The sequence below is a fragment of the Amycolatopsis sp. NPDC004772 genome (assembly GCF_053601215.1).
On the sequence record NZ_JBSGBK010000049.1, the window covers coordinates 1 to 24,770 of the forward strand.

A 24,770-nucleotide genomic window follows, 5' to 3' on the forward strand; every position below is an offset into this window, starting at 1 on the left:
CTCCGGAACCGTTGACGCCTGTCTCGATCGAGATCACGAAGCCGCCGACGCCGCCATCGCCATCGGGCCGGTCCAGGATCTCCAAGGCGCCGTCGTCCTCGGGGGTGCGCGGCGGCAGCCAGGAGTTGCCCGGCACGCCCCACTTGTTCGACTTCAGCATCTTCTTCGCGGCGCGCGCGTGCCGGCCGACCAGGCGGTCGAGGTAGATGTACCCGTCCAGGTGGTCGGTCTCGTGCTGCAGGCAACGCGCGAAGTAGCCGGTGCCCTCGACCTCGATCGGGTTGCCGTCGACGTCGGCGCCGGTCACCTTCGCCCACTTCGCGCGGCCCGTCGGGTACGACTCGCCGGGCGCCGAGAGGCAGCCCTCCCAGTCGTCGTCCGGGTCCGGCATGGTCTCCGGGATCTCCGACGTCTCGAGCTTCGGGTTGACGACGACGCCCTTGTGCCGCACGCCCTCGTCGTCCGGGCAGTCGTAGACGAACACCCGCAGATCGAGGCCGATCTGGTTGGCCGCGAGGCCGACGCCCTCGGCGGCGTACATCGTCTCGAACATGTCGTCCACGAGCGTGCGCAGCTTCTCGTCGAACTCGGTGATCTCCCGAGTCGGCTGGTGCAGCACGGGTTCGCCGGCGATAACGATGGGGTGGATGGTCACGGCGAGCCAGTTTAGTCGGACCCCTCTGGTAGACCTGCATCAGACCGTGACGCGCCGACGCCGATGCCCACGTCGGCGGCCGCTTCCGTGGTTGAATGGCGCCCGCGGAAGAGCTAGGTCTGATTCGCCATGACGCCCGATTGAGAGGGACTCGGATGGACGCCGCGGAGTCGATGGCTGAGCCGCAGCCGTCGCCGCCGAAGCCCGTGCCCGGCCTGACCGAACGCGAGGTCGAGATCCTCGCCTTCGAGCGCCAGTGGTGGCGACACGCCGGGGCGAAGGAGAACGCCATCCGCGAACGCTTCGACTTGTCTGCGACGCGCTACTACCAGCTGCTCAACAAGCTGCTGGAGAAGCCGGAGGCGATCGAAGCCGACCCGATGCTGGTGAAGCGGCTGCGCAAAACGCGTGCCGCCCGCCAGCGCAAGCGAGGCGCCCGGCGACTGGGGATCGAGCTGAAATGAGTGTGTTTTCCGGAATGTCCCGGCCGATGAAGGCCGCGGGCGTCGCGTTGGTCGGGGTGGCCATCATCGCCGCCGTCATCGGCGGGATCACCGCGCTGGGCGGGGGTGACGGCTCGAACGAAGCCGGGCCGAGCGGCACTTCGCCGACGTCGTCGGGCTCGTCCTCGGCACCGCCGTCGACGTCGTCTTCGGCTTCCGCTCCGGCATCGTCTTCGACTTCGGCCGGGTCTTCGTCGCCCACGCCGCCGTCGACCTCGTCTCCGGCGCCCGGCCAGCCGACGTCGGCCGGCCCCGGCCAGCCGGGTGGTGACCAGCAGGCCTCCAACAAGTGGGTGACCGTCCGGGTGTTCAACAACTCGACGATCAAGGGCCTGGCCGACCGCGCGGCCGAGGACTTCCGCGGTTCCGGGTGGAACGTCAACGAGGTCAGCAACTACTCCCAGGGCGTCATCCCGACGACGACGGCGTTCTACCGCCCGGGCACCGACGAGGAAGCCGCGGCCAAGCAGCTCGCCCAGGAGTTCGGCATCAAGGCCGAGCCGCGCTTCGAGGGCATCCAGAGCGCGAGCCCCGGCGTGATCGTCATCGTGACGAAGGAATACCAGGCCGGCCACAAGGGCAGCTGACCCGTAACTCGCGTGCTTGAGCACGTAACTCGCGTGATTGGGGCCGGAACTCACGAGTTCCGGCCCCAATCACGCGAGATCCGGGTTTGAACACGCGAGTTACGTGCTCATTCACCGGCCTGGGTCTTCGCGTACGCCTCGAGAGTGGCCAGCTGGGCCGGGTCGAGGCTCGGCCGGACCGTCTTCCGGGCCGTCTCCAGGTGGGCCGCGGTGACTTCGCGGGCCTCCAGGGACTCGCGCATCGCCGTCAACGCCGCTTCGCGGATCAGGGCCGCGCAGTCGGCCGCCGAGTAACCGTCCAGAGTGGACGCCACCGCGGCGAGGTCGACGTCCTCGGCAAGCGGGGTGTTCTTCGAGCTGGCCGCAAGGATCGCCGCACGGGCTTCGGCGTCCGGCGGCGGCACGTAGACGCGGCGCTCGAGCCGTCCGGGCCGCAGCAGCGCCGGGTCGACCAGCTCCGGCCGGTTCGTCGCACCCAGCACCACGACCTCGCGCATCGGCTCGACGCCGTCGAGCTCGGTGAGCAGGGCGGCGACCACGCGGTCGGCGACGCCGGAGTCGGACGACTGGCCGCGGCGCGGGGCCAGCGCGTCGATCTCGTCCAGGAAGATCAGCGCGGGCGCGGCTTCGGCGGCCCGGCGGAACAGCTCGCGCACCGCGCGCTCGGACTCGCCGACCCACTTGTCCATCAGCTCGGCGCCCTTGACCGCGAAGACGTTCAGCGCGCCGGTGCCGGCCAGCGCCCGCACGAGGAACGTCTTGCCACCGCCGGGCGGCCCGTACAGCAGCACCCCGCGCGGCGGTTCGACGCCGAGCCGGGCGAACGAGTCCGGGTACCGCAGCGGCCACAGCACGGCCTCGGTCAGGGACTGCTTGACGTCGACCATGTTGCCGACGTCGTCCAGGGTCAGGCCGCCGGTGGCCAGGTTGTCCGAAGTGGACATCGAGACCGGCCGGACGGTGGCCAGCGCGTCCAGCAGGTCCTGCTGCGAGATGCGCGGCTCGTCGGTGTCGCGCTGACGCAGGGCGGCGCGCAGGGCCGCGTCCCGGCGCAGCGCAATCAGGTCCGCCGCGACGAAGCCCGGGGTCCGCTCGGCGAGGACGCCGCAGTCGATGCCGGCGTCGAGCGGGACGTCGCGGAGCAGGACGTTCAGCAGCTCACGGCGGGTTTTCGCGTCCGGGAGGGCCAGGCCGAGCTCGCGGTCCAGCAGGTCGGCGGCACGCAGCCGCGGGTCGGCGGACTCGGCACGGGCCGTGGTCGCGACGACGGCGAACCGCTCCCTCCGCAGCGCGGTCCTCAGCTCCTCCAGCACGACCGTGGCCACCGGCGGGGGAGTCGTCGCGGGCAGCAGCGCGTCGACGTCGGTGAGCAGGAGGACCGAGGGGCCTTCGGCGGCGCGGACGGCCTCGCGCAGGCGCGCGACGGCGACGTTCGGGTCCAGCACCGCGAGGTTCGGCGCGGCCAGCGGGACGATCCCGATCCCGGCGTCGTGGGCCACCGAGCGCACGAGCGTCGCCTTGCCGACGCCTTCGGGGCCGGACAGCAGGACGCCGAGGTGGGCGGGCGCGCCGAGGCGGGCCAGCAGCTCGGGCCGGTGGAAGGCGAGGTCGAACCACTCGGCGAGCTTGCGCGCGGCGGCCTCGGCACCGACCAGGTCGGCCAGCGGGACGGCGGCTTCCTCGACCGTGACGGCGACCTCGTCTTCGACGATCTCGGCGTCGATCCACTCCTCGGCCGCGGTGACGGCGGAGGTGCGGACCAGCGCGGTCGCCGTCCGGGGCGCGGCGGGCTCCTTCGCCGGCTGCGCGCCGTCGCGCCAGGTGACCACTGTGGACGGTCCAACCGCGACGGTGCCGGCCGGTTCGGTGGCGGTGACGGTGAGCAGCTCGTTCGTCCAGGTCGCCCCGATCGCGCGGGACAGCTGGCCGCGGAGCCCGGCCGGGTCCGACCCCGGTGACGGGGCGAGGTCCTGGGGCAGCAGCGAAACGGCGTCGCCGACGGTGAGGACCTTGCCGATCAGGGCGAGCCGCAGCATGTGCGGGCTGACCGAGACGCTGGCCAGCCGCGACCCGGCGACGGTGACCGTCTTGGCGGCCGCGACGTCGGCGGGCGCGACGACGACCTCCGCGCCCTCGGTGACGCCGAGGTTCGACATGGTGACGTCGTCGGTGAGCACCACCCCGGGCACGCCGGTCTCGTCGGCGGGCGCGGCGAGCGCGGCGCTGACCCGCGCCCCGGTGAGGTGGACGGCGTCCCAGGCCCGCAGGCCCAGCGCGTCGAGGACTTCGGGGTGCAGCCGGACGACGCCGCGGCGGGTGTCCAGCGCCGACGGCGTGTGCCGGACGGTCAGCGTGATCTGGGGGTGGCTCACGCCGTTCACCCTAGCGAGCCGTCGCCCCCGAGGACCTCGTGTCGACCCTTCGATCACGCGAGTCGACCCCTCGATCACGGATCTCGCGTGATCGGAGGCGTACCCCGCGTGATCGGAGGCGTAACTCGCGTGATTGGGGAGCGATCTCGCGTGATTGGAGGGGCGACACGTTATTTGCGGCGGAGGCCGATCTGGCGCCAGGAGCGGCGGCGCTGGCCGTTTTCCGAGGTGACGCGGGGGGTGCGGACCGTCTCGCGGGGGAGGCGGACGGCGCGCATGGCCGCGCCCGCGACGCGGCGGCGCAGCGGCGGGCGCAGGCCGAGGCGGCGGGTGGAGCGGGCGCGGCGGATCGCGCGGCGCTCGCTCGGGGGGACCGTCCAGGCCTCCGGGTGGGCCGCCAGCCAGCGGTGCCGGTGGATCGAGTACGGGATGTGCGCCAGGTACAGCACCATCGCCACGAGCAGCGCGACCAGCGGGAACTGGATGATCGCCGCGGCCAGCAGCGCCACCCCCAGCAGCAGCGGGGCGATCGCCTTCGGCGGGGCCTTGACCGTCTTCAGCGACAGCGTCGGGATGCGGCTGATCAGCAGGGCCGCGATGGCGACCGTCCACGCCCACACGACGTACTGCGACGACCACCACCCCTCGCCCCACTGCAGGTACGCCACCAGCGGCAGCATCCCCAGCAGGCCGCCCGCGGGCGCCGGGACGCCGACGAAGAACTCGCTCGCGTACGGCGGCTGCTCGGTGTCGTCCAGCAGCGTGTTGAACCGGGCCAGCCGCAGGATCATGCAGACGGCGAAGATCAGCGACGCCACCCAGCCGATCCGGTCCGCGCCCGTCTGCCAGACGTAGATCACCAGCGCCGGCGCGACGCCGAACGAGATGCCGTCGGACAGCGAGTCGAGCTCCGCGCCCATCTTCGACGTCGCGTCCAGCAGCCGCGCGATCCGGCCGTCCAGGCTGTCGAGCACCGCCGCGATGCCGATCGAGGCGATCGCCATGGCGTAGTTCCTGGTCAGCGCGAACTGCACGGCCGACAGGCCCGCGCACAGCGCCAGCACGGTGATGGCGTTCGGCAGCAGCCGGACGCCCGGGGTGGTCACGCGGACCATCGATCAGCCCTTCGAAGAAGACGCAGGGAGTTCCGCGATGACCGTCTCGCCGCCGATCGTGCGCTGGCCCTTGCTGACCAGCACCGTCGAGCCCGGCGGGAGGTAGAGGTCGACCCGCGAGCCGAACCGGATGATGCCGTACGTCGACGCGGCGGCGACCTTGTCGCCCTCGCGGATCTCGCAGAGGATGCGGCGCGCGACCAGGCCGGCGATCTGCACGACGACGAGCTCGTGGCCGTCTTCGGTGCGCATGAGCACGGAGTTGCGCTCGTTGTCGTCGCTCGCCTTGTCCAGGTCCGCGGACAGGAACTTGCCCGGCCGGTAGGCGACCCGCTCGATCACGCCGTTCGCCGGCACGCGCTGGACGTGCACGTCGAACACCGAGAGGAACACCGAGACGCGCATCCGCGGCTCGGCCGGCAGGCCGAGCTCGGCGGGCGGGACGGCTTCCTCGATCAGCGACACGAGACCGTCGGCCGAGGCGAGCGCGACGCCGTCACGCGGCGGCGGGACCCGCTTCGGCTCGCGGAAGAACGCGGCCACGGCCACCGTCGTCAGCGCGCCCAGGACCCCGAGGCGCTTGGAGAACCGGCGCGCGAGCAGGGTCGCGGCGACGCCGCCCGCCACGAACGGGCGACCGGCGGGGTGCATCGGCGGCAGCGTCTCGCGGGCGAGCTGGAGGGCGTGGGCGACGGGGTTGCCGGCGGAATCCGGCCGGGTGCCGCTCATGGTCGGGTCCCCTGGTTTCGTGTCGGAAGAACGGGTCGGCGCCGGGGTCCGGCGGCCGCGTACGGGCGCCCCCACGCTACCGCTGCCCCAGGTGAGCGTGTCCGCGCGCCCCTGCCGGACTCCTCCGGGAGGGGGTCACCGCGACGGGTGGGAAAGATCGCCGCGTCGTAACACAAGGTCGATTTCGCCGATGACACTGAGTAGTTGCCGCCGTTCGGGGCGCTGCCCCGCCTGACCTGTGAGGACCGATGAGCGACCGCCGCGATCCCGCCGAAGCCCGGCTTCGCGAGCTTCTGGGCGCGTGGCGTCGGGAGATCGACGAGGTGCCTGTGTCGTCGCTCGTCGACCCGCTGCGCGCGGTCGACGTCGTCATCGAGGCGTGGAAGGCGAAGAACCGGGGCCGGGTGCATCCGCCCCCCGACGGCGCACGCACCCGGCCACCGGGAGATGCGCGTGAGGGTGCAGTTTAGCGGCGAACGGCTCGTTGATCACCGTTCGTTCGGCGAAAGTTACCAACGGTCATTCGGACGCCGGGCCAGACCGCTCGCGAGCCGCAGGATCGCCAGCAGCACGACCGCGCCGAGGATGGCCACGCCGAAGCTCGGGAAGTCGAAGTCGAACGTCTTCGCCTGGCCGGTCGCGAGCCGGTAGAGCAGCCCGCCCAGGGCGGCGCCGACGACCCCGACGAGCACGCTGACCAGGCAACCCTGCCGCCGCCGCTCGCGGCCGCCGACGACCAGGTTCGCGGCCCAGCCGACGATCGCGCCGAAGATCACCCATGCGACGAAACCCATGACCGAAGCTTACGGGAGGCGACGCACAAGCACCATTGCACAAGAACTCTTGTACAACTACTCTTGTGTGTCATGAGCGACGACATCCGGGAGATCCGGGATTCGAAGGTGCTGGCCGCGATGTCCCACCAGCTGCGGCGCCGGCTCCTGGAACTGCTCCACCTCGACGGCCCGGCGACGGCGTCGGTGCTCGCGGCGAAGACCGGCCAGGCGGTCGGCAACGTCAGCCACCACATGAAGGTGCTGGCCGCCGCGAAGCTGGTCGAGGAAGCTCCGGAGCTGGCCCGTGACCAGCGAGAACGCTGGTGGAAGCGCAGTGCGAGGACACTGCGGTGGGCCGCGGCCGACTTCCCGGGCGACCCGGTCGCCGAAGCCGCCGAGGTCCTCGTGCTCGACCACCAGACGGCGGTCGCCCGCGAATGGATCGCGAACCGCGAGACCTACCCGGAGGAGTGGCGCGGGGCGCCGTTCAGCATCGACACCTGGGTCCGGCTGTCGCGCGAAGAACTCGACGAGCTCAACGAGCGGATCTTCCTCCTGATCAGCGAGTTCGAGAACCGCACCGAACCGGGGGACGGCGTCGAGCGCCGCCCGGTCTTCTTCGCCGCGCGAGCGTCGCTGGGCAAGCCGTGAAGGGGCTCTGGGGGAACCGGGACTTCCGGCTGCTCTGGACCGGCGAGACCACGAGCATGCTCGGCAGCATGGTCGCGACGACGGCGTTGCCGCTGGTCGCCGTGGTCACGCTGCAGGCGAGCACCTTCCAGGTCGCGCTGCTGACGGCGGTCGCCTGGCTGCCGTGGCTGATCGTGGGCCTGCCCGCCGGCGCGTGGGTCGACCGGCTGGCGAAGCGCCCGGTCATGCAGGTGTGCAACGTCGTCTCGATGCTGGTGTTCGGCAGTGTCCCGGTCGTCGCGGCCTTCGGGCTGCTGACCATGCCGTACCTGCTGGCCGCCGCCCTGCTCGGCGGGGTGGCGAAGGTGTTCTTCACGCTCGCCTACCGGGCCTACCTCCCGGTCCTGGTCGGCGATGGCGAACTGCTCGAAGCCAACGCGAAGCTCCAGGGCAGCGAATCCGCGACCCAGGTCGGCGGGCCGGGCCTGGCCGGGCTGCTGGCCCAGGCGTTCGGCCCGGTCAGCGGCGTCCTGGCGGACGCGATCAGCTTCGGGGTCTCCGTGCTGTGCGTGAAGGCGATCCGGGCGCGCGAGACCGTCGTGCCCGCCGAGCGCACGCCGTTGCGCGCCCAGATCGCCGAGGGCCTGCGGTTCGTCGCGGGCGACCGGTACCTGCGGTCGCTGATCACCTTCGGCGCCGTCTCGAACCTCGCGCTCACCGGCTACAGCGCCATCCAGATCGTGTTCCTGTCCCGGACGCTCGGCGCCGCCCCCGGGCTCGTGGGGCTGGTGCTGGCGCTGGGTGCGTCCGGCGGGGTGCTCGGCGCGGCCGGGGCCGGACGGCTCGCCGCGCGCCTCGGCGCCGTGCGCGCGTGGCTCCTGTGCGAGGCCTTCGCGGCACCGATGCTGTTGCTCGGGCCGTTGAGCGGCCCCGGCTGGGGCCTGGTGCCGTTCGGGCTCGCGCTGTTCGGGGTGTGCGCCGGGGTCGTCGCCGGCAACGTGCTGGTCACGACGTTCCGGCAGCAGTACTGCCCGCCCGAGCTGTTCAGCCGGGTCAACTCCAGCATGTCGATCGTCAACTACGGGTCGATCCCGGTGGCCGGCGTCCTCGGCGGCGTGCTGGGCGAGGCGCTCGGCATCCGCGCGACGCTGTGGGTGGCCGCGGGGATTTCGATCCTCGCGCTGCCGCTGCTCGCGCCCTACTGGAAGCTGCGGGACTTCCCGGTTAGAGCAGCAGCACGTCCACCTCTTCCCCTTCCCCAGCCGATGTGACGTCCTCCGGGAGCACGATCAGGCAGTTGGCCTGGGTGAACGCGGCCAGCAGGTGCGAGCCCGGGCCGCCGCGCGGGCCGACGATGCCGGTGACCTCCCGGTCGGACGGGGTGAACACGCCCCGGCGGTACTGGCGGCGCCCGGACGGCGAAGTCATCGCCTCGGTCAGCCGGGCCCGCACCCGCCGCCGCGAGACGTCGGTGTGGCCGAGCGCGGTCAGGATCGCCGGGCGCAGGAACGCCTCGAAGGACACCAGCACGCTGACCGGGTTGCCGGGCAGCGCCACCACGGGCACGTCGTGCCAGCGCCCGCTGCCCTGCGGCCCGCCCGGCTGCATGGCGATCTTCGCGAACTCGACGCCCTGGCCGGTCAGGGCGTCCTTCACCACTTCGTACGCGCCCGCGCTGACGCCACCGGAGGTGACCAGCAGGTCGGCGCCCGCCAGCTTCGGCTCGATGACCTTGCGGAACTCCTCGACGTCGTCGACGACGCTGCGGACCACCTCGACCTCGCAGCCGAGGCCGCGGATCGCCGCGGCGAGCATCACGCTGTTGGACTCGTAGATCTGGCCGTGGCGCAGCGGGGCGGGCGCGTCGATCAGCTCGGTGCCGGTCGAGGCCACCACCACCCGCAGCGGCCGGTGCACCCGCACCTCGGCGAGGCCGACCGCGGCCGCGAGGCCCAGCTGCGAGTGGCCCAGCACGGTTCCGGCGTGCAGGGCGATGTCGCCGTCGACGACGTCCTCGCCGGAGCGGCGGATGTGCGCGCCCTCGCGAGCGGGCGCCGAGATGGTCACCTGCGCCGTGCCGCCGTCGGTGTCCTCGACCATCACGACGGCGTCCGCGCCCGGGGGCAGCGGCGCGCCGGTCATGATCCGGTGCGCGGTGCCCGGCTCCAGGGGCCGGACGTCGACCCGGCCCGCCGGGATGTCGTCGGCGACCGGCAGGGTCACCGGGGCGGTGGTGACGTCGGCCGCGCGGACCGCGTAGCCGTCCATCGCGGAGTTGTCGAAGGGCGGCAGCGAGACGCCGGCGCGCACGTCTTCGGCCAGGACGAGGCCGGCCGCGGCGGCGAGGGGCAGCGTGGTCGCGGGGGCCGTGCCGAGGAGCGCGGCGACGCGGTCGCGGTAGTCGTCGACGGAGATCACCGGACCATCCTCCCCGCCATCGGCGGGCGTGCAAGACTCTGCCCCGTCACAGGCACGCCGATGGGGAGTACGCATGCAGGTCGGAATCCGTCAACAGCCTTCGTTCGCCGTCGCCCGGCTGATGCTGGCGCCCGGCGAGCCGTGCCAGGTCGAGTCCGGCGCGATGATGGCGACCAGCTACGGCGTGCAGGTGCAGTCGCAGGCCCAGGGCGGGATCATGAAGGGGCTCGGCCGCGCGTTCCTCTCCGGCGAGTCCTTCTTCATCTCCACCTTCACCGCCCCGCCGAACGGCGGCTGGGTCGACGTCGCCGCCAACCTGCCCGGCGACATCCAGGTGATCACCCTCGACGGCCGCACCGGCTGGGCCGTCACCCGCGGCTGCTGGCTCGCGTCGTCGCACGGCGTCCAGACCGAGACCAAGTGGGGCGGGATGAAGAACCTGATGGGCGGCGAAGGCGGCTTCCTGACCCACGCCACCGGCCAGGGCCAGCTGCTCGTGTCCTGCTACGGCGCGGTCGAGACAATCACGCTGCAGCAGGGCGAGATGGTGACCATCGACACCGGGCACGTCGTCGCCTACGCCGACACCGTGCAGTACCAGATCCGGAAGGTCGCGCAGGGCATCATCCAGTCGATGAAGAGCGGCGAAGGCCTGGTGTTCGACTTCGTCGGTCCCGGCCAGATCATGACGCAGACGCGCAACCCGTCCGCGCTGATCAGCTGGATCGTCTCCCACGTCCCGTCTCGCTGATGCGCGTCCAGACCCGGCACACGCCCGGCTTCGGGGTCGCCCGCGTCCTGCTGGACCCGGGCGAGGCCGTCCGCGCCGCGCCGGAAACCCTGCTCGCCAGCCGGTTCGGCGTCTCCGAGGCGCCGGCCGGCCGAGCCGGTGCCCGCACGGGCAAGAGCGCGGTGTTCGTCTACACCGCGCCCTCCGACGGCGGCTGGATCGACTTCGCGCCGCTGCGCCCCGGCGACGTCTACCCGCTCGACGTCGGCGGCGGCACGGGCTGGTCGGTGCACCGCGACGCGGTCCTGGTGCGGCCGTCGTCGGTCCGGCACGACACCGGCTGGGGCCCGCTGCAGCAGCTCTTCGGCGCCGATTCGGGGTTTCTCGAGCACTACAGCGGAACCGGGCCGCTGGTGCTGGCCGCGCCCGGCCCGGTGGACGCGTTCGAGCTCGGCCAGGGCGAGCTCGTCACGGTCCGGCCGGACTACCTGCTGGCCTACCCCGACACCGTCCAGTGCCGGTTGCGGGCCCTCGATCCGGGTGGGCCGCAGTCGTTGCGCACCGGCGAAGGGCTCGCCCTCGACTTCGCCGGGCCCGGGACGGTGCTCGTGCACGCGCGGAACAGACGCCTTTCGGGTTCGTGATCTTCGGACGAATTGCCCATTGCCGAGGGGAATAATTCCGGTAGCGTGATTGGCACTTCCGCCGCTGGCCTCCGCTCGGGCCAGCGGATCCTTTGTGCTGAGGGAGGGCGCCGTGGCTGTCGGCACCGTCAAATGGTTCAACTCGGAAAAGGGCTACGGGTTCATCGAATCCACGGAGGGGCCGGACGTGTTCGTCCACTATTCGGCCATCCAGTCCGAAGGATTCCGCACTCTGGACGAAGGCGACCGCGTCGAGTTCGAAGTGCAGTCGGGCCGGGACGGCCGTAGCCAGGCAGCCGACGTCCGAAAGGTTTCGTAACACGCCCGTCGGGTGATCGGTGAACCCCCGGCAGGCGCCGAACCAGGGGCGTTAGGCTGCGGGCGTGACAGGCGATGTGTCGGGGGACCTCACCGGTCGCCGGCTGGGCAACTACCGCATCGACGGGGTGCTCGGCAAAGGCGGCATGAGCGTGACCTACAAGGCCACGGACGTGCGGCTCGGCCGCAAGGTGGCCCTGAAGGTCATCGGTGACCACCTCGGGGCCGACGCCGAGTTCCGCGAACGGTTCGTCGACGAGGCGCGCAACACGTCCGCGATCGACCACGCCAACGTCGTGCCGCTGTACGACTTCGGCGAGCTCGACGGCATGCTCTACATCGCCATGCGCATGGTCGACGGCGGCGATCTCGCCGGGTTGATCTCCGGCGGCCCGATCGCCCCCGCGCGCGCACTGACGATGCTCGACCAGGTCGCCGACGCCCTCGACACGCTGCACAACCGTGGTCTGGTCCACCTCGACGTCAAGCCGGCGAACGTGCTGGTGACGAAGAAGGAGACCTCGCGCGAGCACGTGTACGTCGCCGACTTCGGGCTGACCCGGCGCGGCGCGACCGGGCACCGGACGCGCGGCGGCGACTTCCTCGGCTCGCCCACCTACGCGGCCCCCGAGCACCTGCGCGGGGAGCCGCTGGACGGGCGCACCGACCAGTACGCGCTGACGTGCGTCCTCTACGCCTGCCTCACCGGCAGCCCGCCGTTCAAGGGTGACGTCCCGACGGTGATCAAGGGCCACCTCAACGGCGAGCCGCCGGCGATCTCCCGCGCCGTCGCGCTGCCGCCGGCGATCGACGAGGTGATCCGGCGCGGCATGGCCAAGAACCCGGCCGACCGCTACCCCAGCTGCGTCGAGATGGTCGCGGCCGCCCGCCGCGCGCTCGGCCCCCTCGCCACGTCGGACACCCCGCCGGGACCGCCCGGGTCCCATTCGGGCGGAATCCCCGCGCCGCAGCGCCCTGGTCAGGTACAACAGGGGCCGCACCAGAACAGCGCACCGCAGGGAGAGGGGGCCCCCGTGCACCCGTACGGAGGACAACAGCAGCCCGGCTACGGCCAGGGGCCGCACGGGCCGGGTGGTCCGGGTGGGCCGCAGGGTCCGCCGCCGGGGATGCCGCCGCAGGGCCCGCCGCCCGGCTACGGGTACCCGCAGCAGCAGGGGATGCCGCCGCAGGGGATGCCACCCCAGGGCCCGCCGCCCGGGTACGGCTACCCCCAGCAGCCGGGCATGCCCCCGCCGGGTTACGGCCAGGACCCGATGCGGCTGCGCCCGCCGATGCCCGCGGGCGGCGCCGGCGCGTTCGAGCAGCCGAAGAGCGGCGGCGGCAAGAAGTGGCTCTTCGTTGTGCTGGGCCTGGTCGTGGTGGCCGGCCTGGTCGTCGGCGCGATCTTCCTCTTCAGTGACAGCGGCAGCGGTGGGGGCGGCCAGACGCCCGCGCCGAACATCCCGGTCGGCCCCGACGGCGGCTCGTCGACGAACGCGCCTTCGTCGCTGAACGCGCCCCCGACGTCGATCTCCATCAAGCCGAGCTCCTGATCGTGCGACGCTGAGCTGGGTTTCTTGCACTCTCCCCCCGAGAGTGCTAAACACGAACTTGGCACTCGACGCCGTCGAGTGCCAAAGGTCGGGACGGTGAGGCTGACCCCCACCCGGGTCCAGTCGTCCGTCGCGGGCACCGAGCCTGGCCGAGGAAAGAGTCCTGCTGCCGCCGCTGCAAGTACCCAGCGCGGCGGTGGCGCCCAATACCGGAGGACCACACCGCAATGGCCAAACTGATCGCGTTCGACGAGGACGCCCGCCGCGGTCTCGAGCGCGGCTTGAACACCCTCGCCGAAGCCGTCAAGGTGACCCTCGGCCCGCGGGGCCGGAACGTCGTGCTCGAAAAGAAGTGGGGCGCGCCGACCATCACCAACGACGGTGTCTCCATCGCCAAGGAGATCGAGCTCGAGGACCCGTGGGAGAAGATCGGGGCCGAGCTCGTCAAGGAGGTCGCCAAGAAGACCGACGACGTCGCGGGTGACGGCACCACCACCGCCACCGTGCTCGCCCAGGCCCTCGTCCGCGAGGGGCTGCGCAACGTCGCCGCCGGCGCCGACCCCATCTCCCTCAAGCGTGGCATCGAGGCGGCCGTCGAGGCCGTCACCGAGCAGCTGCACAAGGCCGCCGTGCAGATCGAGACCAAGGAGCAGATCGCTGCTACCGCCTCGATCTCGGCCGCGGACCGCACCATCGGCGAGCTGATCGCCGAGGCGCTGGACAAGGTCGGCAAGGAAGGCGTCGTCACCGTCGAGGAGAGCAACACCTTCGGTCTCGAGCTCGAGCTCACCGAGGGCATGCGCTTCGACAAGGGCTACATCTCCGGTTACTTCGTGACCGACCCGGAGCGTCAGGAAGCCGAGCTCGAGGACCCGTACATCCTCCTCTTCGGCTCCAAGATCTCCACCGTCAAGGACGTGCTGCCGCTGCTGGAGAAGGTCATCCAGTCCGGCAAGCCGCTGCTGATCATCGCCGAGGACGTCGAGGGCGAGGCGCTGGCCACCCTGATCGTCAACAAGATGCGCGGCACCTTCAAGTCCGTCGCCGTCAAGGCCCCGGGCTTCGGTGACCGCCGCAAGGCGATCCTGCAGGACATCGCGATCCTGACCGGTGGCCAGGTCATCTCCGAGGACGTCGGCCTCAAGCTGGAGAACGCGGACCTGTCCCTGCTGGGCAAGGCCCGCAAGGCCGTCATCACCAAGGACGAGACGACCATCGTCGAGGGTGCGGGCGACGCCGACCAGATCCAGGGTCGCGTCAACCAGATCCGCGCCGAGATCGAGAACTCGGACTCGGACTACGACCGCGAGAAGCTGCAGGAGCGGCTCGCGAAGCTGGCCGGCGGCGTGGCCGTCATCAAGGCCGGCGCCGCGACCGAGGTCGAGCTCAAGGAGCGCAAGCACCGCATCGAGGACGCGGTGCGCAACGCGAAGGCCGCCGTGGAAGAGGGCATCGTCGCCGGTGGTGGCGTGGCCCTGATCCAGGCCGCCGAGGCCGCGTTCGCGGGCCTGAAGCTCGAGGGCGACGAGGCCACTGGCGCCAACATCGTCAAGGTGGCCGTCGAGGCCCCGCTCAAGCAGATCGCGATCAACGCCGGCCTCGAGGGCGGCGTCGTGGTGGAGAAGGTCAAGGGCCTGCCGCAGGGTCACGGCCTCAACGCCGCCACGGGTGTCTACGAGGACCTGCTCGCCGCCGGCGTGCCGGACCCGACGAAGGTCACCCGCTCCGCGCTGCAGAACGCCGCGTCCATCGCGGCGCTGTTCCTGACCACCGAGGCCGTCGTGGCGGACAAGCCGGAGAAGGCTTCGGCCGCTCCCGCCGACCCGTCCGGTGGCATGGGTGGCATGGACTTCTGAGCCACGCTCGAAAAGAGCCCGGTCCGCTTCGGCGGGCCGGGCTCTTTCTACGGCTTGGTGAAGAACCAGACGGCGTAGGCGCCGACGATCACGACCCCGAGAGCGAGCACGCCCAGGCCCCCGAGCCAGGCGGTGCTCTTCCGGTCGGCTTCCAGGCCGACGACGATGGCGCCGATGCCGGTGAGCATGACCCAGATCGCCAGCGCCGCGGCGGTGTAGAGCACGGTCCGGGCGGCCTTCACCCCGCCGGTGTCACCGGAGGACAGCACGGCATAGCCGGCAAAAGCGGTCAGCCCCAGCCCGGCGATCAGGTACAACCCGCCCAAGATCCCGACGACGACCTTCGCGGCGGTGTTTCCGTGATCCACGAGCGCGAACCCTAGCCCCTCGAGCGGGATCCGCGGTGCGGTTTTCGGCCGCTCGGCCGAGCCCGGTACGCCGAACGGCCCGGACGTCCCCTGGCGTCCGGGCCGTTCGTTGGTGCCTGCCGCGTCCCCCGACGGCGGCATTCCCCCGACCCGCGCTCCCCACGCGAGTTGTCCGGTCACCCACGCCCCCGCGCGGGTTGTGTCCGGTCGACCCGCGCCCCCGCGCGGGTCTGTTCAGCGCGCCCCCGGCGTCCGGCGGGCGCGGGCTTCCCCTGCGAGCCCGCGCCCGCCCGCGTTCAGGAGTCCTCTTCGGGGGTCAGGATGGCGGCGGCGACGTAGACCGGAATGGCGATCCCGACCGAGAGGAACACGGCGGCGACCATGCCGATCCGCAGGACGTTGGCGTCGATGCCGAGGTAGGTGGCCCAGCCGCCGCAGACGCCGGTGAGCATCTTGTCGGTCCGGCTGCGGCGGAGCTTCTTGGCGGTTTCCGGGGTGTACACGCTGTTCGTCATGGCTCAATAGTGGCTCCCGGGCACCCCCGGCCACATCGGGAACGGCCCCGACCCCGACCCTGAACTTGCCCTCGGGGTCGTGAGTGGAAAGGCGGGTTCTAACCCTCCTTACCACTCACGACAGCTGGCGGACCCGCGTCAGGCGCGCTTCCCACGCCGCCGCGACCCCGGGCGGTGCCGGGTATGCGTCCGTGGGGTGCGGGGCGACCCGCGGGACTGGTAGGTAACCGTCCACAGGGGACAGTGGCTCCGCGCAGACGTCCCCCTCCAGCAACGAAAGCGTCCCGAGTCCACATGCGAATTCCAGCGACGGCAGCGCGCCGGCCAGCGCCAGCCCGGCCGCCAGACCCACGCTCGTCTCCACCGCCGACGACACCACGCACGGCAGCCCGCACGCCTCGGCGACCTCCAGCGCCCGCCGGACGCCTCCCAGCGGCGCGACCTTCAGCACCGCGATGTCCGCCGCTCCGGCGACCGCCACCTTCAGCGGGTCCTCCGCGCGGCGGATCGACTCGTCGGCCGCGATCCGGACGGCCACCCGGCGCCGGACCGCGGCCAGGTCCTCGATCGACGGGCACGGCTGCTCCGCGTACTCCAGCCCGCCCGCCGCCTTGTCGAGGTCCGCGATCGCGCGCACCGCCGTGTCGACGTCCCACGCCATGTTGGCGTCGACGCGGATCGCCCCGCCGGGGCCGAGCGCGTCGCGGACCGCCTCCACCCGGGCGCAGTCGTCGGCCAGGGAGACGCGCGGGTCGGCGACCTTCACCTTCGCCGTGCGGCAGCCGGACGCGCGGACCAGTTCGTGCGCTTTCGCGGGATCGACCACCGGCACCGTCGTGTTCACCTCGATCCGGTCGCGGACCGGCGCGGGCCAGCCGGCGTCGGTCGCCTCCACCGCCGCGTGCAGCCACGGCACGCTCTCGGCGTCGGAGTAGTCGGCGAACGGGCAGAACTCGCCCCAGCCCGCCGGGCCGTGCAGCAGCACGCCCTCACGGACGGTGATGCCGCGGAACCGGGTGCGCAGGGGGATCGCGTAGACCTTCATCGAGGCCGATCATGCCACCGTGCCGCGTCTCGCAAACAGGTGCCGAACTGCGCGTTTCCGGCAAGAATGAACTTCGTGGTCCTCGATTTCCGCGTACTGGGTCCGGCCGAGGTCACGGCCGACGGCCGCCCGGTACCGCTCGGGGGCAGCCGGCCGCTGATCGTGCTGGCCGGCCTTCTGCTGCGCGCGAACCGGGTCGTGCCGGTCGACGAGCTCGGCCGCTGGCTGTGGAACGACGACCGCCGCCGCTCCAAGGGCGCGCTCCAGACGTACGTGCTCCGCCTGCGCCGGGCGCTCGGCGACCAGGTCGCCATCCGCACCGAGAGCGGCGGCTACCTGATCGAGCTCGACGACGACCTGCTCGACCTGACCCGGTTCCGCGCGCTCGCCGTCCGCGGCAAGGCGGCGATGGACCGCGGCGACAGCCGCCGGGCGGCCGCGCTGTTCGCCGAAGCGCTCGCGCAGTGGCGCGGCCCGGCGCTGCTGAACGTCGAGTCCGACGCACTGCACCGCGACGAAGCCGGCCAGCTGGCCGAGGAACGGCTGCGCGTGCGCGAGCAGTGGGCGGACGCGCTGGTCGAAGTCGGCGAGTACGGCACCGTCGTCCCCGAGCTCGCCCGGCTGACCAGGGAGAACCCGCTGCGGGAGCGGCTGCACGAGCAGCTGATGATCGCGCTGTACCGGTCGGGCCGTCAGGCCGAGGCGCTGGAGGTGTACCGCCGGATCAGCGGCGTGCTGGCCGACGAGCTCGGGCTCGACCCCGGGCCGTCGCTGCAGCGCACCCGGCAGGCGATCCTGACCGGCGCCGACGGCGGCGACCCGGTGCGCTACCGGCCCGGCGTCGAACCGCAGGTGCCGCACCAGCTGCCCGCCGACCTGCGGACCTTCTCCGGACGCGAGGGCGACCTCAAGGCACTGCACGCGCTGCTGCCGGAGGCGGTCGACGCCGGCGCGTCGACGCCGATCGCGTCCGTCGAAGGCATGGGCGGCATCGGCAAGACGACCCTGGCCGTGCACTTCGCGCACGAGATCGCCGGCCGGTTCCCCGGCGGGCAGGTGTACCTCAACCTGCGCGGCTACGGCCCCGGCGAGCTGGTCGAGCCGTCGGCGGCGCTGGAGGCCGTGCTCACCGCGCTCGGCGTCCCGTGCGACCAGATCCCCGGCGACCTCGACGGCCGCGCGGCGAGCTGGCGGACGCACACCGCGGGACGGCGGCTGCTGGTCGTGCTCGACAACGCCAACCGCACCGAGCAGGTGAGCCCGCTGCTGCCCGGGCCGGGCTGCCTGGTCGTGATCACCAGCCGCTGGCAGCTGCGCGCGCTGGTCGCGACGCACGGCGCGCGCCGGATCGCGCTGGAGGAGCTCGGCGACGAGGACGCCGTCGCGCTGCTGGCGGCGACGATCGGCCACGACCGGGTCGCCCGCGATCCGGCGGCGGCCGAACGGTTCGTGCGCTACTGCGGCGGGCTGCCGCTGGCGATCCGGATCCTCGCCGTGCGCGCGGCGCAGTTCCCCGACCTGCCGCTCGACGAATTCGTCGATTCCCTCGACAGCGACCTGCTCGGTTCGTTCGACCTCGCCGACGGCGAAGGAACCAACATCCGGTCGGTTTTTTCGTACTCTTACCAGGCATTGGCGCCGTCGACGGCGCGGCTGCTGCGGCTGCTCGGGCTGCACACCGGCGTCGACTTCACCGCGCCGGCGGCGGCCGCGGTCGCCGGGCTCGACGTCGCCGAGACTCGCCCGATGCTCGAAACCCTGGCCGCCGCGCACCTGCTCGCCCAGCCACGCCCGGGCCGCTACCAGTTCCACGACCTCATCCGGGCGTACGCGGCTTCGCAGGTCGATTCGGCTTCGGAGCGCGACGCTGCTCTGGACCGGTTGCTGGGCTGGTACCTGGCATCGGCGCTGAACGCGTCACGACGGATGCGGCCCGAGCGCTACTACCGGCTGCTGGAGCTCGCAGACCTCGAAGGCGGCCTTCCGTTCTCCGAGTACCGCGAGGCGCTGGACTGGTTCGGCGAGGAAAACGGCAATCTCATCGCGGCGGTGCACCTGGCGCGGCGCCGGGGCCGCGACGACGTCTGCTGGAAACTGGCGTGGCTGCTGCAGAGCTACTTCGTGACGCGCTCGCGGCTCGACGACTGGCGGTCGGTGTTCGCGGTGGCGCTCGAAGCCGCGCGGGCGAGCGGCCACCGGCCGGGCGAGGCCGGGATCCTGAGCGGGCTCGGCGTCGTCAACGGCGTCGCCCGGCAGTACGCGGAATCCCGGCGGTACCTGGAGCAGGTGCTCGCGATCCAGCGTGAGCTCGGAGCGCGCGAGGGTGAGGCGCGGGCCCAGTACAACCTGGCGATGGCGGCGCACAACCTCGAAGACTGCGCCTGGGCGTACGAGCACGGCGTGCAGGCGCTGGAGATCGTCCGCGAGCTGGGGCTCGGGCACTTCGAGGCGAGCGTGCTGCGGGCGCTGGGCGACATCTGCACGTCGATGGGCGATCACGAGCAGGCGCTGCGCTTGGCCGACGCGGCGCTGGCGATCCTGGACCCGGACGGGCGTCCGGTGGACACGCGGTTCACCCAGCACACGCGCGGCCTGGCCCTGATCGGCCTCGGCCGGTTCGACGAAGGCATCGCGTGCATCCGCGACTCGGTGGCGATGTTCTTCGCGATGGACGAGCAGTACGAGGCGGCGGACGTCCTGGCCCAGCTGGGCACGATCCACCTGCGTCACGGCGACGCGGCGCTGGCCCGCGAGTGCTGGCTCCGCTCGGTGCGCCTGCTGACGGAGCTGGGTCACCCGGACGCGGACGACGTCCGCGCCAAGCTGGCGGCGCTGGTGGTGGTGGGCGCCTGAATCTTCGGGTCCGGACGGCGCACGTGCCGACCCCCAGTGGCAGCACGCAAGCCGTCCGGCCCGCGGGGTTGATTCAACGGGGCGGCGCTCACTGTCCACTCACTGTCTCGTGATCGGTGCCACCCCGAGCAGGTCGGCGAGGCATTCGGCGTTCCGGGGAGCCTCGACTTCGACGTCGTTGTCGAAGTAGACGTGCACGTCCCGACGTCCGCCGTCGTGCCAGGCCCGGATCTTTTCGGCCCATTTGCGCAGGGCCCGGTCGGAGTAGCCGCTGACGTAGAGTTCTTCGTCGCCGTGCAGCCGGACGTACGCGAAATCGGCGGTCTGGTCTTCGAGGAACGGCCACTTGCCGGCGGTATCGGCGACGACGAGGGCGATGCCGTGTTGTTCGAGCAGCTTTTTGGCGGCGGGCTCGGCGAAGCTGGGATGCCGGACTTCGAGGGCGTGCTTGAGGCATTTTCGGCCGCCGGCTTCGAGGTAGGGCGTGCCTTTGAGCTTGTCGTCGTGCTTCGTGGCGAGCTGGGCGGCATCGGTGGTGGTGCGGGGAAGCAGGGCGAAGAAGTTCTCGAGCCGATCGGGATCGAAGGAGAGCCGCGGCGGAAGCTGCCAGAGGAAGGGGCCGAGCTTCGCACCGAGGGCGAGGACGCCGGAGGCGTAGAAGTTCGCGAGCGCGGTTTCGACGTCGCGGAGTTGCTTCATGTGGGTGATGAAGCGCCCACCCTTGACGGCGAAGAGGAAGTCGTCGGGAGTTTCGTCGAACCAGGCGCGATAGCGCTCGGGGCGTTGCAGGGAGTAGAAGGAGCCGTTGATTTCGACGGCGTTCATCCGCCGCGAGAGGTATTCGAGTTCCCGCCGCTGCGCGAGCCCGGGTGGGTAGAAAACCCCGCGCCACGGGGGATAGCGCCACCCGGAGGTCCCGATCCGGATCTCGGCGATCGTGCTCACCGCCCTTCCGTCTGGGCGGGTGGTTCCCGGTCGTTCGATGCGCCAAACGCGGGCTTGATCGGACGGGCGGGCTGGGGGTTGGGACAGGTGACCCAGGTTTGTGGACGCTCGTCTTGTTCCGGCTGTGTGCGAGGGTTGTCCTCGCCGGACGGGCAGGCTCTGGGATGAGCTCGGGGGTGCTTCCTGGCTCGCCTTTGTGTTGGGGTCGCCGGGTGGTCATCCCGTCGCCTGGGCGAGGCCTATCACTTTGAGCCAGGCCCGCAAGCTTGGGTTTTCGGCCTAGGCTTGGTGAGGTGGTTGCGGGCCTGGCTCAAAGTGATTTGACGGCCTCAGGCGACGGGATGACCTCCCGGCTTCTTTGGGTGGGCGGCTTTGCGGCCTGGCGGCCGCTCGCCGCCGGGCGGGAGCGCCGCCCGGCGGCGGCGCGGGCGCAACCTCGCCCGCGCCCGGCTACAGCCCCGGCCACGCGCCCCTCGGCCACTCGCCGCCGGGCGGGGGTGCCGTCCGGTCGGTTGAACGGCGCAACCCTTGCCCGCGACCGGCCAGCCGCGGCCCCAGCCCCGGTCCCCGGCTGGCCTGGCCGCGCGACCCAACCCGTCAAGCCCAGGAAAACCTCCAGTGCCGTGACTGGACCAGGCCTGATGCGTACTCCCGGAGATTCCCCGGCTGCCCCGCGAACGTCGGCAAGCTGAATGCCCGGTGCTCCGCCGCCACCGTCAGTGCGCGGGCCTGGTTTCTCGGTGGGGCCGCCACCGAAAGCTCCATTGCGTCGAACCCCAGGACCACCAGCGTTGCCCCGAAGCGGTCCTCCCAGCTCCTCAGCACCGCCGACAGCTCGGCCACCTGGTCCGTGCACTTGATCATGCCCGTCCAGCCCAGCAGCGCCGGGATGTCGGCCGGGCGCTCGGTCTGGACCAAGCCCAGCCTGTGGGGTGCGCGCGTGGCCAGGATCGAACCCGTGTTGCCCGCCTCGGCCAGTGGGTCGGACCTGCGCGGGCTGCGCTTCGCCAAGCCTGGGAAGCGAGCTCCGAACGGACGGAGGCACGCGCCGTCGCAACAGGAGCTGTCCCACCAGCGGGACAGTGCTGCCGCCGGGTCCGCTGTGGCCACTCGGTGGCCCGCCGGGGCCAGGCGGCCTCGGTCGTCGATCCAGTCCTCGCCGTTCGCCGCGAAGCGCTGGTCGTGGGGGATCAGCACCGGCCACAGGCCCGATCGCTCGAACTCGGCCACGCAGCCGAGGTAGCGCTCGGGCCGCGTCAGCGGCAGGTCGGACACCCACAGCCGGCCGTGCCACGACCCCGGTGGGAGGGTCTGGACCGGCGGCGCGGGCGTACCGGGGCGGAGCGGTGCGATCGTCATGGACGTCCCCTCGAACTTGTGTTCGATTCCTGCATCTCGAACAGTAGTTCGAGGGTCCGACAATTTCCAGCGTTTCGGCCGCTCATCCGTTCGAGTGAATCAACAAACATGCAGGTCAGGGGCTTGTTGATGCACGTGTGACGCAAGATGTTGCTGAGACACGCCACTGCGCCGAAGGGGTGGCGCAACCGACACGAGGCGGCGGTGGACCTGCTGCGCCCCGACGACCCGCTGGTGTCCGACTACGCCGGGCAGGCGCTCGCCAAGGTCCGCATCCGGCTGCACGGCAGCCGTGAGGCGCGGGAGCCCCGGCTGGTGCTCCGGCTTCCGAACCGGCGGATAGCTCGAACTGACCGTTTCCGCTGGCCAAGGCGGTTGAGGTTTTTTTGATGGCGGTGGGAGACGCCGGGTAAGGGTGCGCTCCTGACCTGGGCGCCTACCGGCTCACAGCGGCCTGAGCAGGTCGTCCGCGTCCACGATGTGGTACGCGTAGCCCTGCTCGGCCAGGAACCGCTGGCGGTGGGCCGCGTACTCCGTGTCCACCGTGTCGCGGGAGACGATCGAATAGAAGTGTGCCTGCCGTCCGTCGCCCTTCGGGCGGAGCAAGCGGCCCAGCCGCTGGGCCTCCTCCTGGCGGGAGCCGAACGTGCCCGAGATCTGGATCGCCACCGATGCCTCCGGCAGGTCGATCGAGAAGTTCGCCACCTTCGACACGACCAGCGTGCGGATCTCGCCGCGGCGGAACTTGTCGAACAGCTCCTCGCGCTCCTTGTTGCGGGTCGCACCCTGGATCACCGGGGCGTCGAGCTCGTCGCCGAGCATCTCCAGCTGGTCCAGGTACGCGCCGATCACCAGGGTCGGCTCGCCCGCGTGCTTGGCCACGATCGACTTGATCACCGGGGTCTTCGTCAACGCCGTCGCCGCCAGCTTGTAGCGCTCGTCGGCCTCGGCCGTGGCGTACTCGAGGCGCTCCGCGTCCGTCAGCGTGACGCGGACCTCCGTGCACTCCGCCGGGGCGATCCAGCCCTGGGCCTCGATGTCGCGCCACGGGACGTCGTAGCGCTTGGGCCCGATCAGGGAGAACACGTCGCCCTCGCGGCCGTCCTCGCGGACCAGGGTGGCCGTCAGGCCCAGGCGGCGGCGGGACTGCAGGTCCGCCGTCATCCGGAACACCGGGGCCGGGAGCAGGTGGACCTCGTCGTAGACGACCAGGCCCCAGTCGCGGGAGTCGAACAGCTCCAGGTGCTTGTACTCGCCCTTGGTCTTGCGGGTGATCACCTGGTACGTCGCGATCGTGACCGGCCGGATCTCCTTCTTCTCGCCGGAGTACTCGCCGATCTCCTCCTCGGTCAGCGACGTCCGCGCGATCAGCTCGCGCTTCCACTGCCGGCCGGCGACCGTGTTCGTCACCAGGATCAGGGTCGTCGCCTGGGCGCGGGCCATCGCCGCCGCGCCGACCAGCGTCTTGCCGGCGCCGCACGGCAGCACGACGACGCCGGAGCCGCCCGCCCAGAACGCCTCGGCGGCCATCCGCTGGTAGTCGCGCAGGTGCCAGTCCTGCTCGTCCAGCGCGATCGGGTGGGCTTCGCCGTCGACGTACCCGGCCAGGTCCTCGGCCGGCCAGCCGACCTTCAGCAGCGCCTGCTTCAGCCGCCCGCGCTCGGACGGGTGCACGATGACGGTGTCCTCGTCGATCCGGGCGCCCAGCATCGGGCTGATCTTCTTGTTCCGGACGACCTCGGCCAGCACCGCGCGGTCGGTGGTCGACATCACCAGCCCGTGCGCCGGGTGGTTGGCGATCTGCAGCCGCCCGAACCGGCCCATGACGTCGACGACGTCGATCAGCAGCGGCTGCGGCACCGGGAAGCGCGAGTACGTCGTCAGCGCGTCGACGACCTGCTCGGCGTCGTGGCCGGCGGCGCGCGCGTTCCACAAGGCCAGAGGCGTGATCCGGTAGGTGTGGACGTGCTCGGGTGCGCGTTCGAGCTCGGCGAACGGCGCGATCGCGACCCGCGCGTCATCGGCCTGGGGGTGGTCGACCTCCAGGAGCACGGTCTTGTCGGACTGGACGATCAACGGGCCATCAGTCACAACTACTGTTATACGTGCCTCGCTCCGGCCCGCTCCGCTCGCGGGTCCGCCGGTGGGACGAGGTGCCGAGGGGATCACTGGAGGGCACGTTGACCACACCGCCGTTCGACGACAACCCGTTCCGGTCGCCGGGCTACGCGCAGTCCGCGCCGATGCCGCCGGTTCCGGGGCAGCAGGCGATTCCGCACTGGTTCACCACGAAGGTGCGGATCACGCTGGTCGCGTGCGTCGTCGTCGCGCTGGGCCTGGGCGCGCTCGGCGCGATGGCCATCTACTGGGCCGACCGCAGCGGGCCGCCGTCCGACGGCGACTGCCTGTACCTGACGCGCGAAGGGGCGGGCAAGCTCGCCTACCACCGCGTCGGCTGCAGCGCGAACAATGCGACGTACAAGGTCGAGAACACCTACCGCAGCGGCATCGCGTGCGGCTCCGGCGACTACGTGCGGTTCCGGCTCGGTTCCGGCTCGGCCTCCGGCCGCACGCTGTGCCTGGCCCTGAACGTCAAGGCCGGCGACTGCCTGCGTGACGTCGACGACGAGAGCACGATCGGCAAGGTCCTCTGCACCGACCCGGCAGCGCAGGAGCGGGTCGAGATCCTCTCCGGCTACGGCCGCGACGACAAGTGCGAAGGCGCCGACCTGGTGTTCAGCTACTCCGGCCCGCCGGCCCGCACGGTGTGCCTGATCAAGACCGGCGAGAACATCTGAC

General features: G+C 71.7%; 24 protein-coding genes and 1 pseudogene. 13 read left to right on the forward strand and 12 right to left on the reverse strand.

Annotated elements, in window-relative coordinates; translation table 11 throughout:
- Nucleotides 1-97 precede the first annotated feature (97 nt).
- A pseudogene (locus ACWEF6_RS26295) lies at nt 98-655 on the reverse strand (peptide deformylase); the annotation flags it as partial.
- A gap of 155 nt (nt 656-810) precedes the next feature.
- Between ACWEF6_RS26295 and ACWEF6_RS26300 the strand changes: the two are divergent.
- The gene (locus ACWEF6_RS26300; protein ID WP_003101701.1) at nt 811-1,119 is read left to right on the forward strand and encodes a DUF3263 domain-containing protein; all 309 of its coding nucleotides are present in this window, start codon (nt 811-813) and stop codon (nt 1,117-1,119) included.
- Nucleotides 1,116-1,745 (forward strand): LytR C-terminal domain-containing protein, encoded by a 630-nt coding sequence (locus tag ACWEF6_RS26305; RefSeq protein WP_449685376.1) that lies wholly within the window; start codon nt 1,116-1,118, stop codon nt 1,743-1,745. The genes ACWEF6_RS26300 and ACWEF6_RS26305 overlap by 4 nt, the downstream gene beginning before the upstream one ends.
- A gap of 107 nt (nt 1,746-1,852) precedes the next feature.
- Here ACWEF6_RS26305 and ACWEF6_RS26310 read toward each other — a convergent pair whose 3' ends face one another.
- From ACWEF6_RS26310 to ACWEF6_RS26320, 3 genes are all read right to left on the reverse strand, one after another.
- Entirely contained in the window at nt 1,853-4,117 is a 2,265-nt protein-coding gene (locus ACWEF6_RS26310) for an AAA family ATPase (protein WP_449685377.1), read from the reverse strand.
- 170 nt (nt 4,118-4,287) lie between these two features.
- Nucleotides 4,288-5,232: a CDP-diacylglycerol--serine O-phosphatidyltransferase gene (pssA, locus tag ACWEF6_RS26315; RefSeq protein ID WP_449685378.1), complete on the reverse strand. Its 945-nt coding sequence runs from the start codon at nt 5,230-5,232 to the stop codon at nt 4,288-4,290.
- Between the two features lie 3 nt (nt 5,233-5,235).
- Complete coding sequence (locus tag ACWEF6_RS26320; protein WP_449685379.1) at nt 5,236-5,961, reverse strand: phosphatidylserine decarboxylase; 726 nt, start codon at nt 5,959-5,961, stop codon at nt 5,236-5,238.
- 248 nt (nt 5,962-6,209) lie between these two features.
- Between ACWEF6_RS26320 and ACWEF6_RS26325 the strand changes: the two genes are divergently transcribed.
- Nucleotides 6,210-6,431 (forward strand): hypothetical protein, encoded by a 222-nt coding sequence (locus ACWEF6_RS26325; RefSeq protein ID WP_449685380.1) that lies wholly within the window; start codon nt 6,210-6,212, stop codon nt 6,429-6,431.
- Between the two features lie 39 nt (nt 6,432-6,470).
- Here ACWEF6_RS26325 and ACWEF6_RS26330 read toward each other — a convergent pair whose 3' ends face one another.
- Complete coding sequence (locus ACWEF6_RS26330; protein ID WP_310968768.1) at nt 6,471-6,755, reverse strand: GlsB/YeaQ/YmgE family stress response membrane protein; 285 nt, start codon at nt 6,753-6,755, stop codon at nt 6,471-6,473.
- 72 nt (nt 6,756-6,827) lie between these two features.
- Here ACWEF6_RS26330 and ACWEF6_RS26335 point away from each other — a divergent pair, with 72 nt between their 5' ends.
- Entirely contained in the window at nt 6,828-7,388 is a 561-nt protein-coding gene (locus ACWEF6_RS26335; RefSeq protein WP_176174522.1) for an ArsR/SmtB family transcription factor, read from the forward strand.
- Nucleotides 7,385-8,638, forward strand: a complete 1,254-nt coding sequence (locus ACWEF6_RS26340) for an MFS transporter (protein WP_449685381.1) — start codon at nt 7,385-7,387, stop codon at nt 8,636-8,638. The genes ACWEF6_RS26335 and ACWEF6_RS26340 overlap by 4 nt, the downstream gene beginning before the upstream one ends.
- Here ACWEF6_RS26340 and moeA read toward each other — a convergent pair.
- Nucleotides 8,592-9,785, reverse strand: coding sequence for a molybdopterin molybdotransferase MoeA (moeA, locus tag ACWEF6_RS26345; RefSeq protein ID WP_449685382.1), 1,194 nt, complete (start codon nt 9,783-9,785; stop codon nt 8,592-8,594). The genes ACWEF6_RS26340 and moeA overlap by 47 nt on opposite strands.
- A 73-nt stretch (nt 9,786-9,858) precedes the next feature.
- Between moeA and ACWEF6_RS26350 the strand changes: the two genes are divergently transcribed.
- The 5 genes from ACWEF6_RS26350 (at nt 9,859) to groL (ending at nt 14,886) form a co-directional block, all read left to right on the forward strand.
- Nucleotides 9,859-10,536 carry a TIGR00266 family protein gene (locus ACWEF6_RS26350; RefSeq protein WP_449661481.1) on the forward strand — a complete coding sequence of 226 codons (678 nt, stop codon included), beginning with the start codon at nt 9,859-9,861 and terminating at the stop codon, nt 10,534-10,536.
- Nucleotides 10,536-11,159: an AIM24 family protein gene (locus ACWEF6_RS26355; RefSeq protein WP_449685383.1), complete on the forward strand. Its 624-nt coding sequence runs from the start codon at nt 10,536-10,538 to the stop codon at nt 11,157-11,159. Before ACWEF6_RS26350 ends, ACWEF6_RS26355 begins: the two co-directional genes overlap by 1 nt.
- Nucleotides 11,160-11,271: 112 nt before the next feature.
- The gene (locus ACWEF6_RS26360; RefSeq protein ID WP_003085446.1) at nt 11,272-11,478 is read left to right on the forward strand and encodes a cold-shock protein; all 207 of its coding nucleotides are present in this window, start codon (nt 11,272-11,274) and stop codon (nt 11,476-11,478) included.
- Nucleotides 11,479-11,542: 64 nt separating this feature from the next.
- Nucleotides 11,543-13,030, forward strand: coding sequence for a serine/threonine-protein kinase (locus ACWEF6_RS26365; protein ID WP_449685384.1), 1,488 nt, complete (start codon nt 11,543-11,545; stop codon nt 13,028-13,030).
- Between the two features lie 227 nt (nt 13,031-13,257).
- Nucleotides 13,258-14,886 carry a chaperonin GroEL gene (groL, locus tag ACWEF6_RS26370; RefSeq protein ID WP_086857657.1) on the forward strand — a complete coding sequence of 543 codons (1,629 nt, stop codon included), beginning with the start codon at nt 13,258-13,260 and terminating at the stop codon, nt 14,884-14,886.
- A 47-nt stretch (nt 14,887-14,933) separates the two neighbouring features.
- Here the strand turns inward: groL and ACWEF6_RS26375 are convergent, their stop codons facing one another.
- From ACWEF6_RS26375 to ACWEF6_RS26385, 3 genes are all read right to left on the reverse strand, one after another.
- Nucleotides 14,934-15,254: a hypothetical protein gene (locus ACWEF6_RS26375; protein ID WP_449685385.1), complete on the reverse strand. Its 321-nt coding sequence runs from the start codon at nt 15,252-15,254 to the stop codon at nt 14,934-14,936.
- 296 nt (nt 15,255-15,550) lie between these two features.
- Complete coding sequence (locus tag ACWEF6_RS26380) at nt 15,551-15,769, reverse strand: PspC domain-containing protein (protein ID WP_449685386.1); 219 nt, start codon at nt 15,767-15,769, stop codon at nt 15,551-15,553.
- A 115-nt stretch (nt 15,770-15,884) separates the two neighbouring features.
- The gene (locus tag ACWEF6_RS26385) at nt 15,885-16,814 is read right to left on the reverse strand and encodes an o-succinylbenzoate synthase (protein WP_449685387.1); all 930 of its coding nucleotides are present in this window, start codon (nt 16,812-16,814) and stop codon (nt 15,885-15,887) included.
- Nucleotides 16,815-16,880: 66 nt separating this feature from the next.
- Here ACWEF6_RS26385 and ACWEF6_RS26390 point away from each other — a divergent pair, with 66 nt between their 5' ends.
- Entirely contained in the window at nt 16,881-19,667 is a 2,787-nt protein-coding gene (locus tag ACWEF6_RS26390; RefSeq protein WP_449685388.1) for a BTAD domain-containing putative transcriptional regulator, read from the forward strand.
- Between the two features lie 99 nt (nt 19,668-19,766).
- Here ACWEF6_RS26390 and ACWEF6_RS26395 read toward each other — a convergent pair whose 3' ends face one another.
- Nucleotides 19,767-20,612 carry a DUF72 domain-containing protein gene (locus tag ACWEF6_RS26395; RefSeq protein WP_449685389.1) on the reverse strand — a complete coding sequence of 282 codons (846 nt, stop codon included), beginning with the start codon at nt 20,610-20,612 and terminating at the stop codon, nt 19,767-19,769.
- A gap of 597 nt (nt 20,613-21,209) precedes the next feature.
- Entirely contained in the window at nt 21,210-21,971 is a 762-nt protein-coding gene (locus ACWEF6_RS26400; protein ID WP_310968750.1) for a DUF4253 domain-containing protein, read from the reverse strand.
- Between the two features lie 204 nt (nt 21,972-22,175).
- Between ACWEF6_RS26400 and ACWEF6_RS26405 the strand changes: the two genes are divergently transcribed.
- Entirely contained in the window at nt 22,176-22,361 is a 186-nt protein-coding gene (locus ACWEF6_RS26405; RefSeq protein ID WP_449685390.1) for a hypothetical protein, read from the forward strand.
- A gap of 54 nt (nt 22,362-22,415) precedes the next feature.
- On the opposite strand, the gene ACWEF6_RS26410 is transcribed toward ACWEF6_RS26405, so the two are convergent.
- Nucleotides 22,416-24,062, reverse strand: coding sequence for a DNA repair helicase XPB (locus ACWEF6_RS26410; protein ID WP_310968748.1), 1,647 nt, complete (start codon nt 24,060-24,062; stop codon nt 22,416-22,418).
- Between the two features lie 89 nt (nt 24,063-24,151).
- On the opposite strand from ACWEF6_RS26410, the gene ACWEF6_RS26415 reads away from it, so the two are divergent.
- Nucleotides 24,152-24,769, forward strand: a complete 618-nt coding sequence (locus ACWEF6_RS26415; RefSeq protein ID WP_449685391.1) for an LppU/SCO3897 family protein — start codon at nt 24,152-24,154, stop codon at nt 24,767-24,769.
- Nucleotide 24,770: the final 1 nt, after the last annotated feature.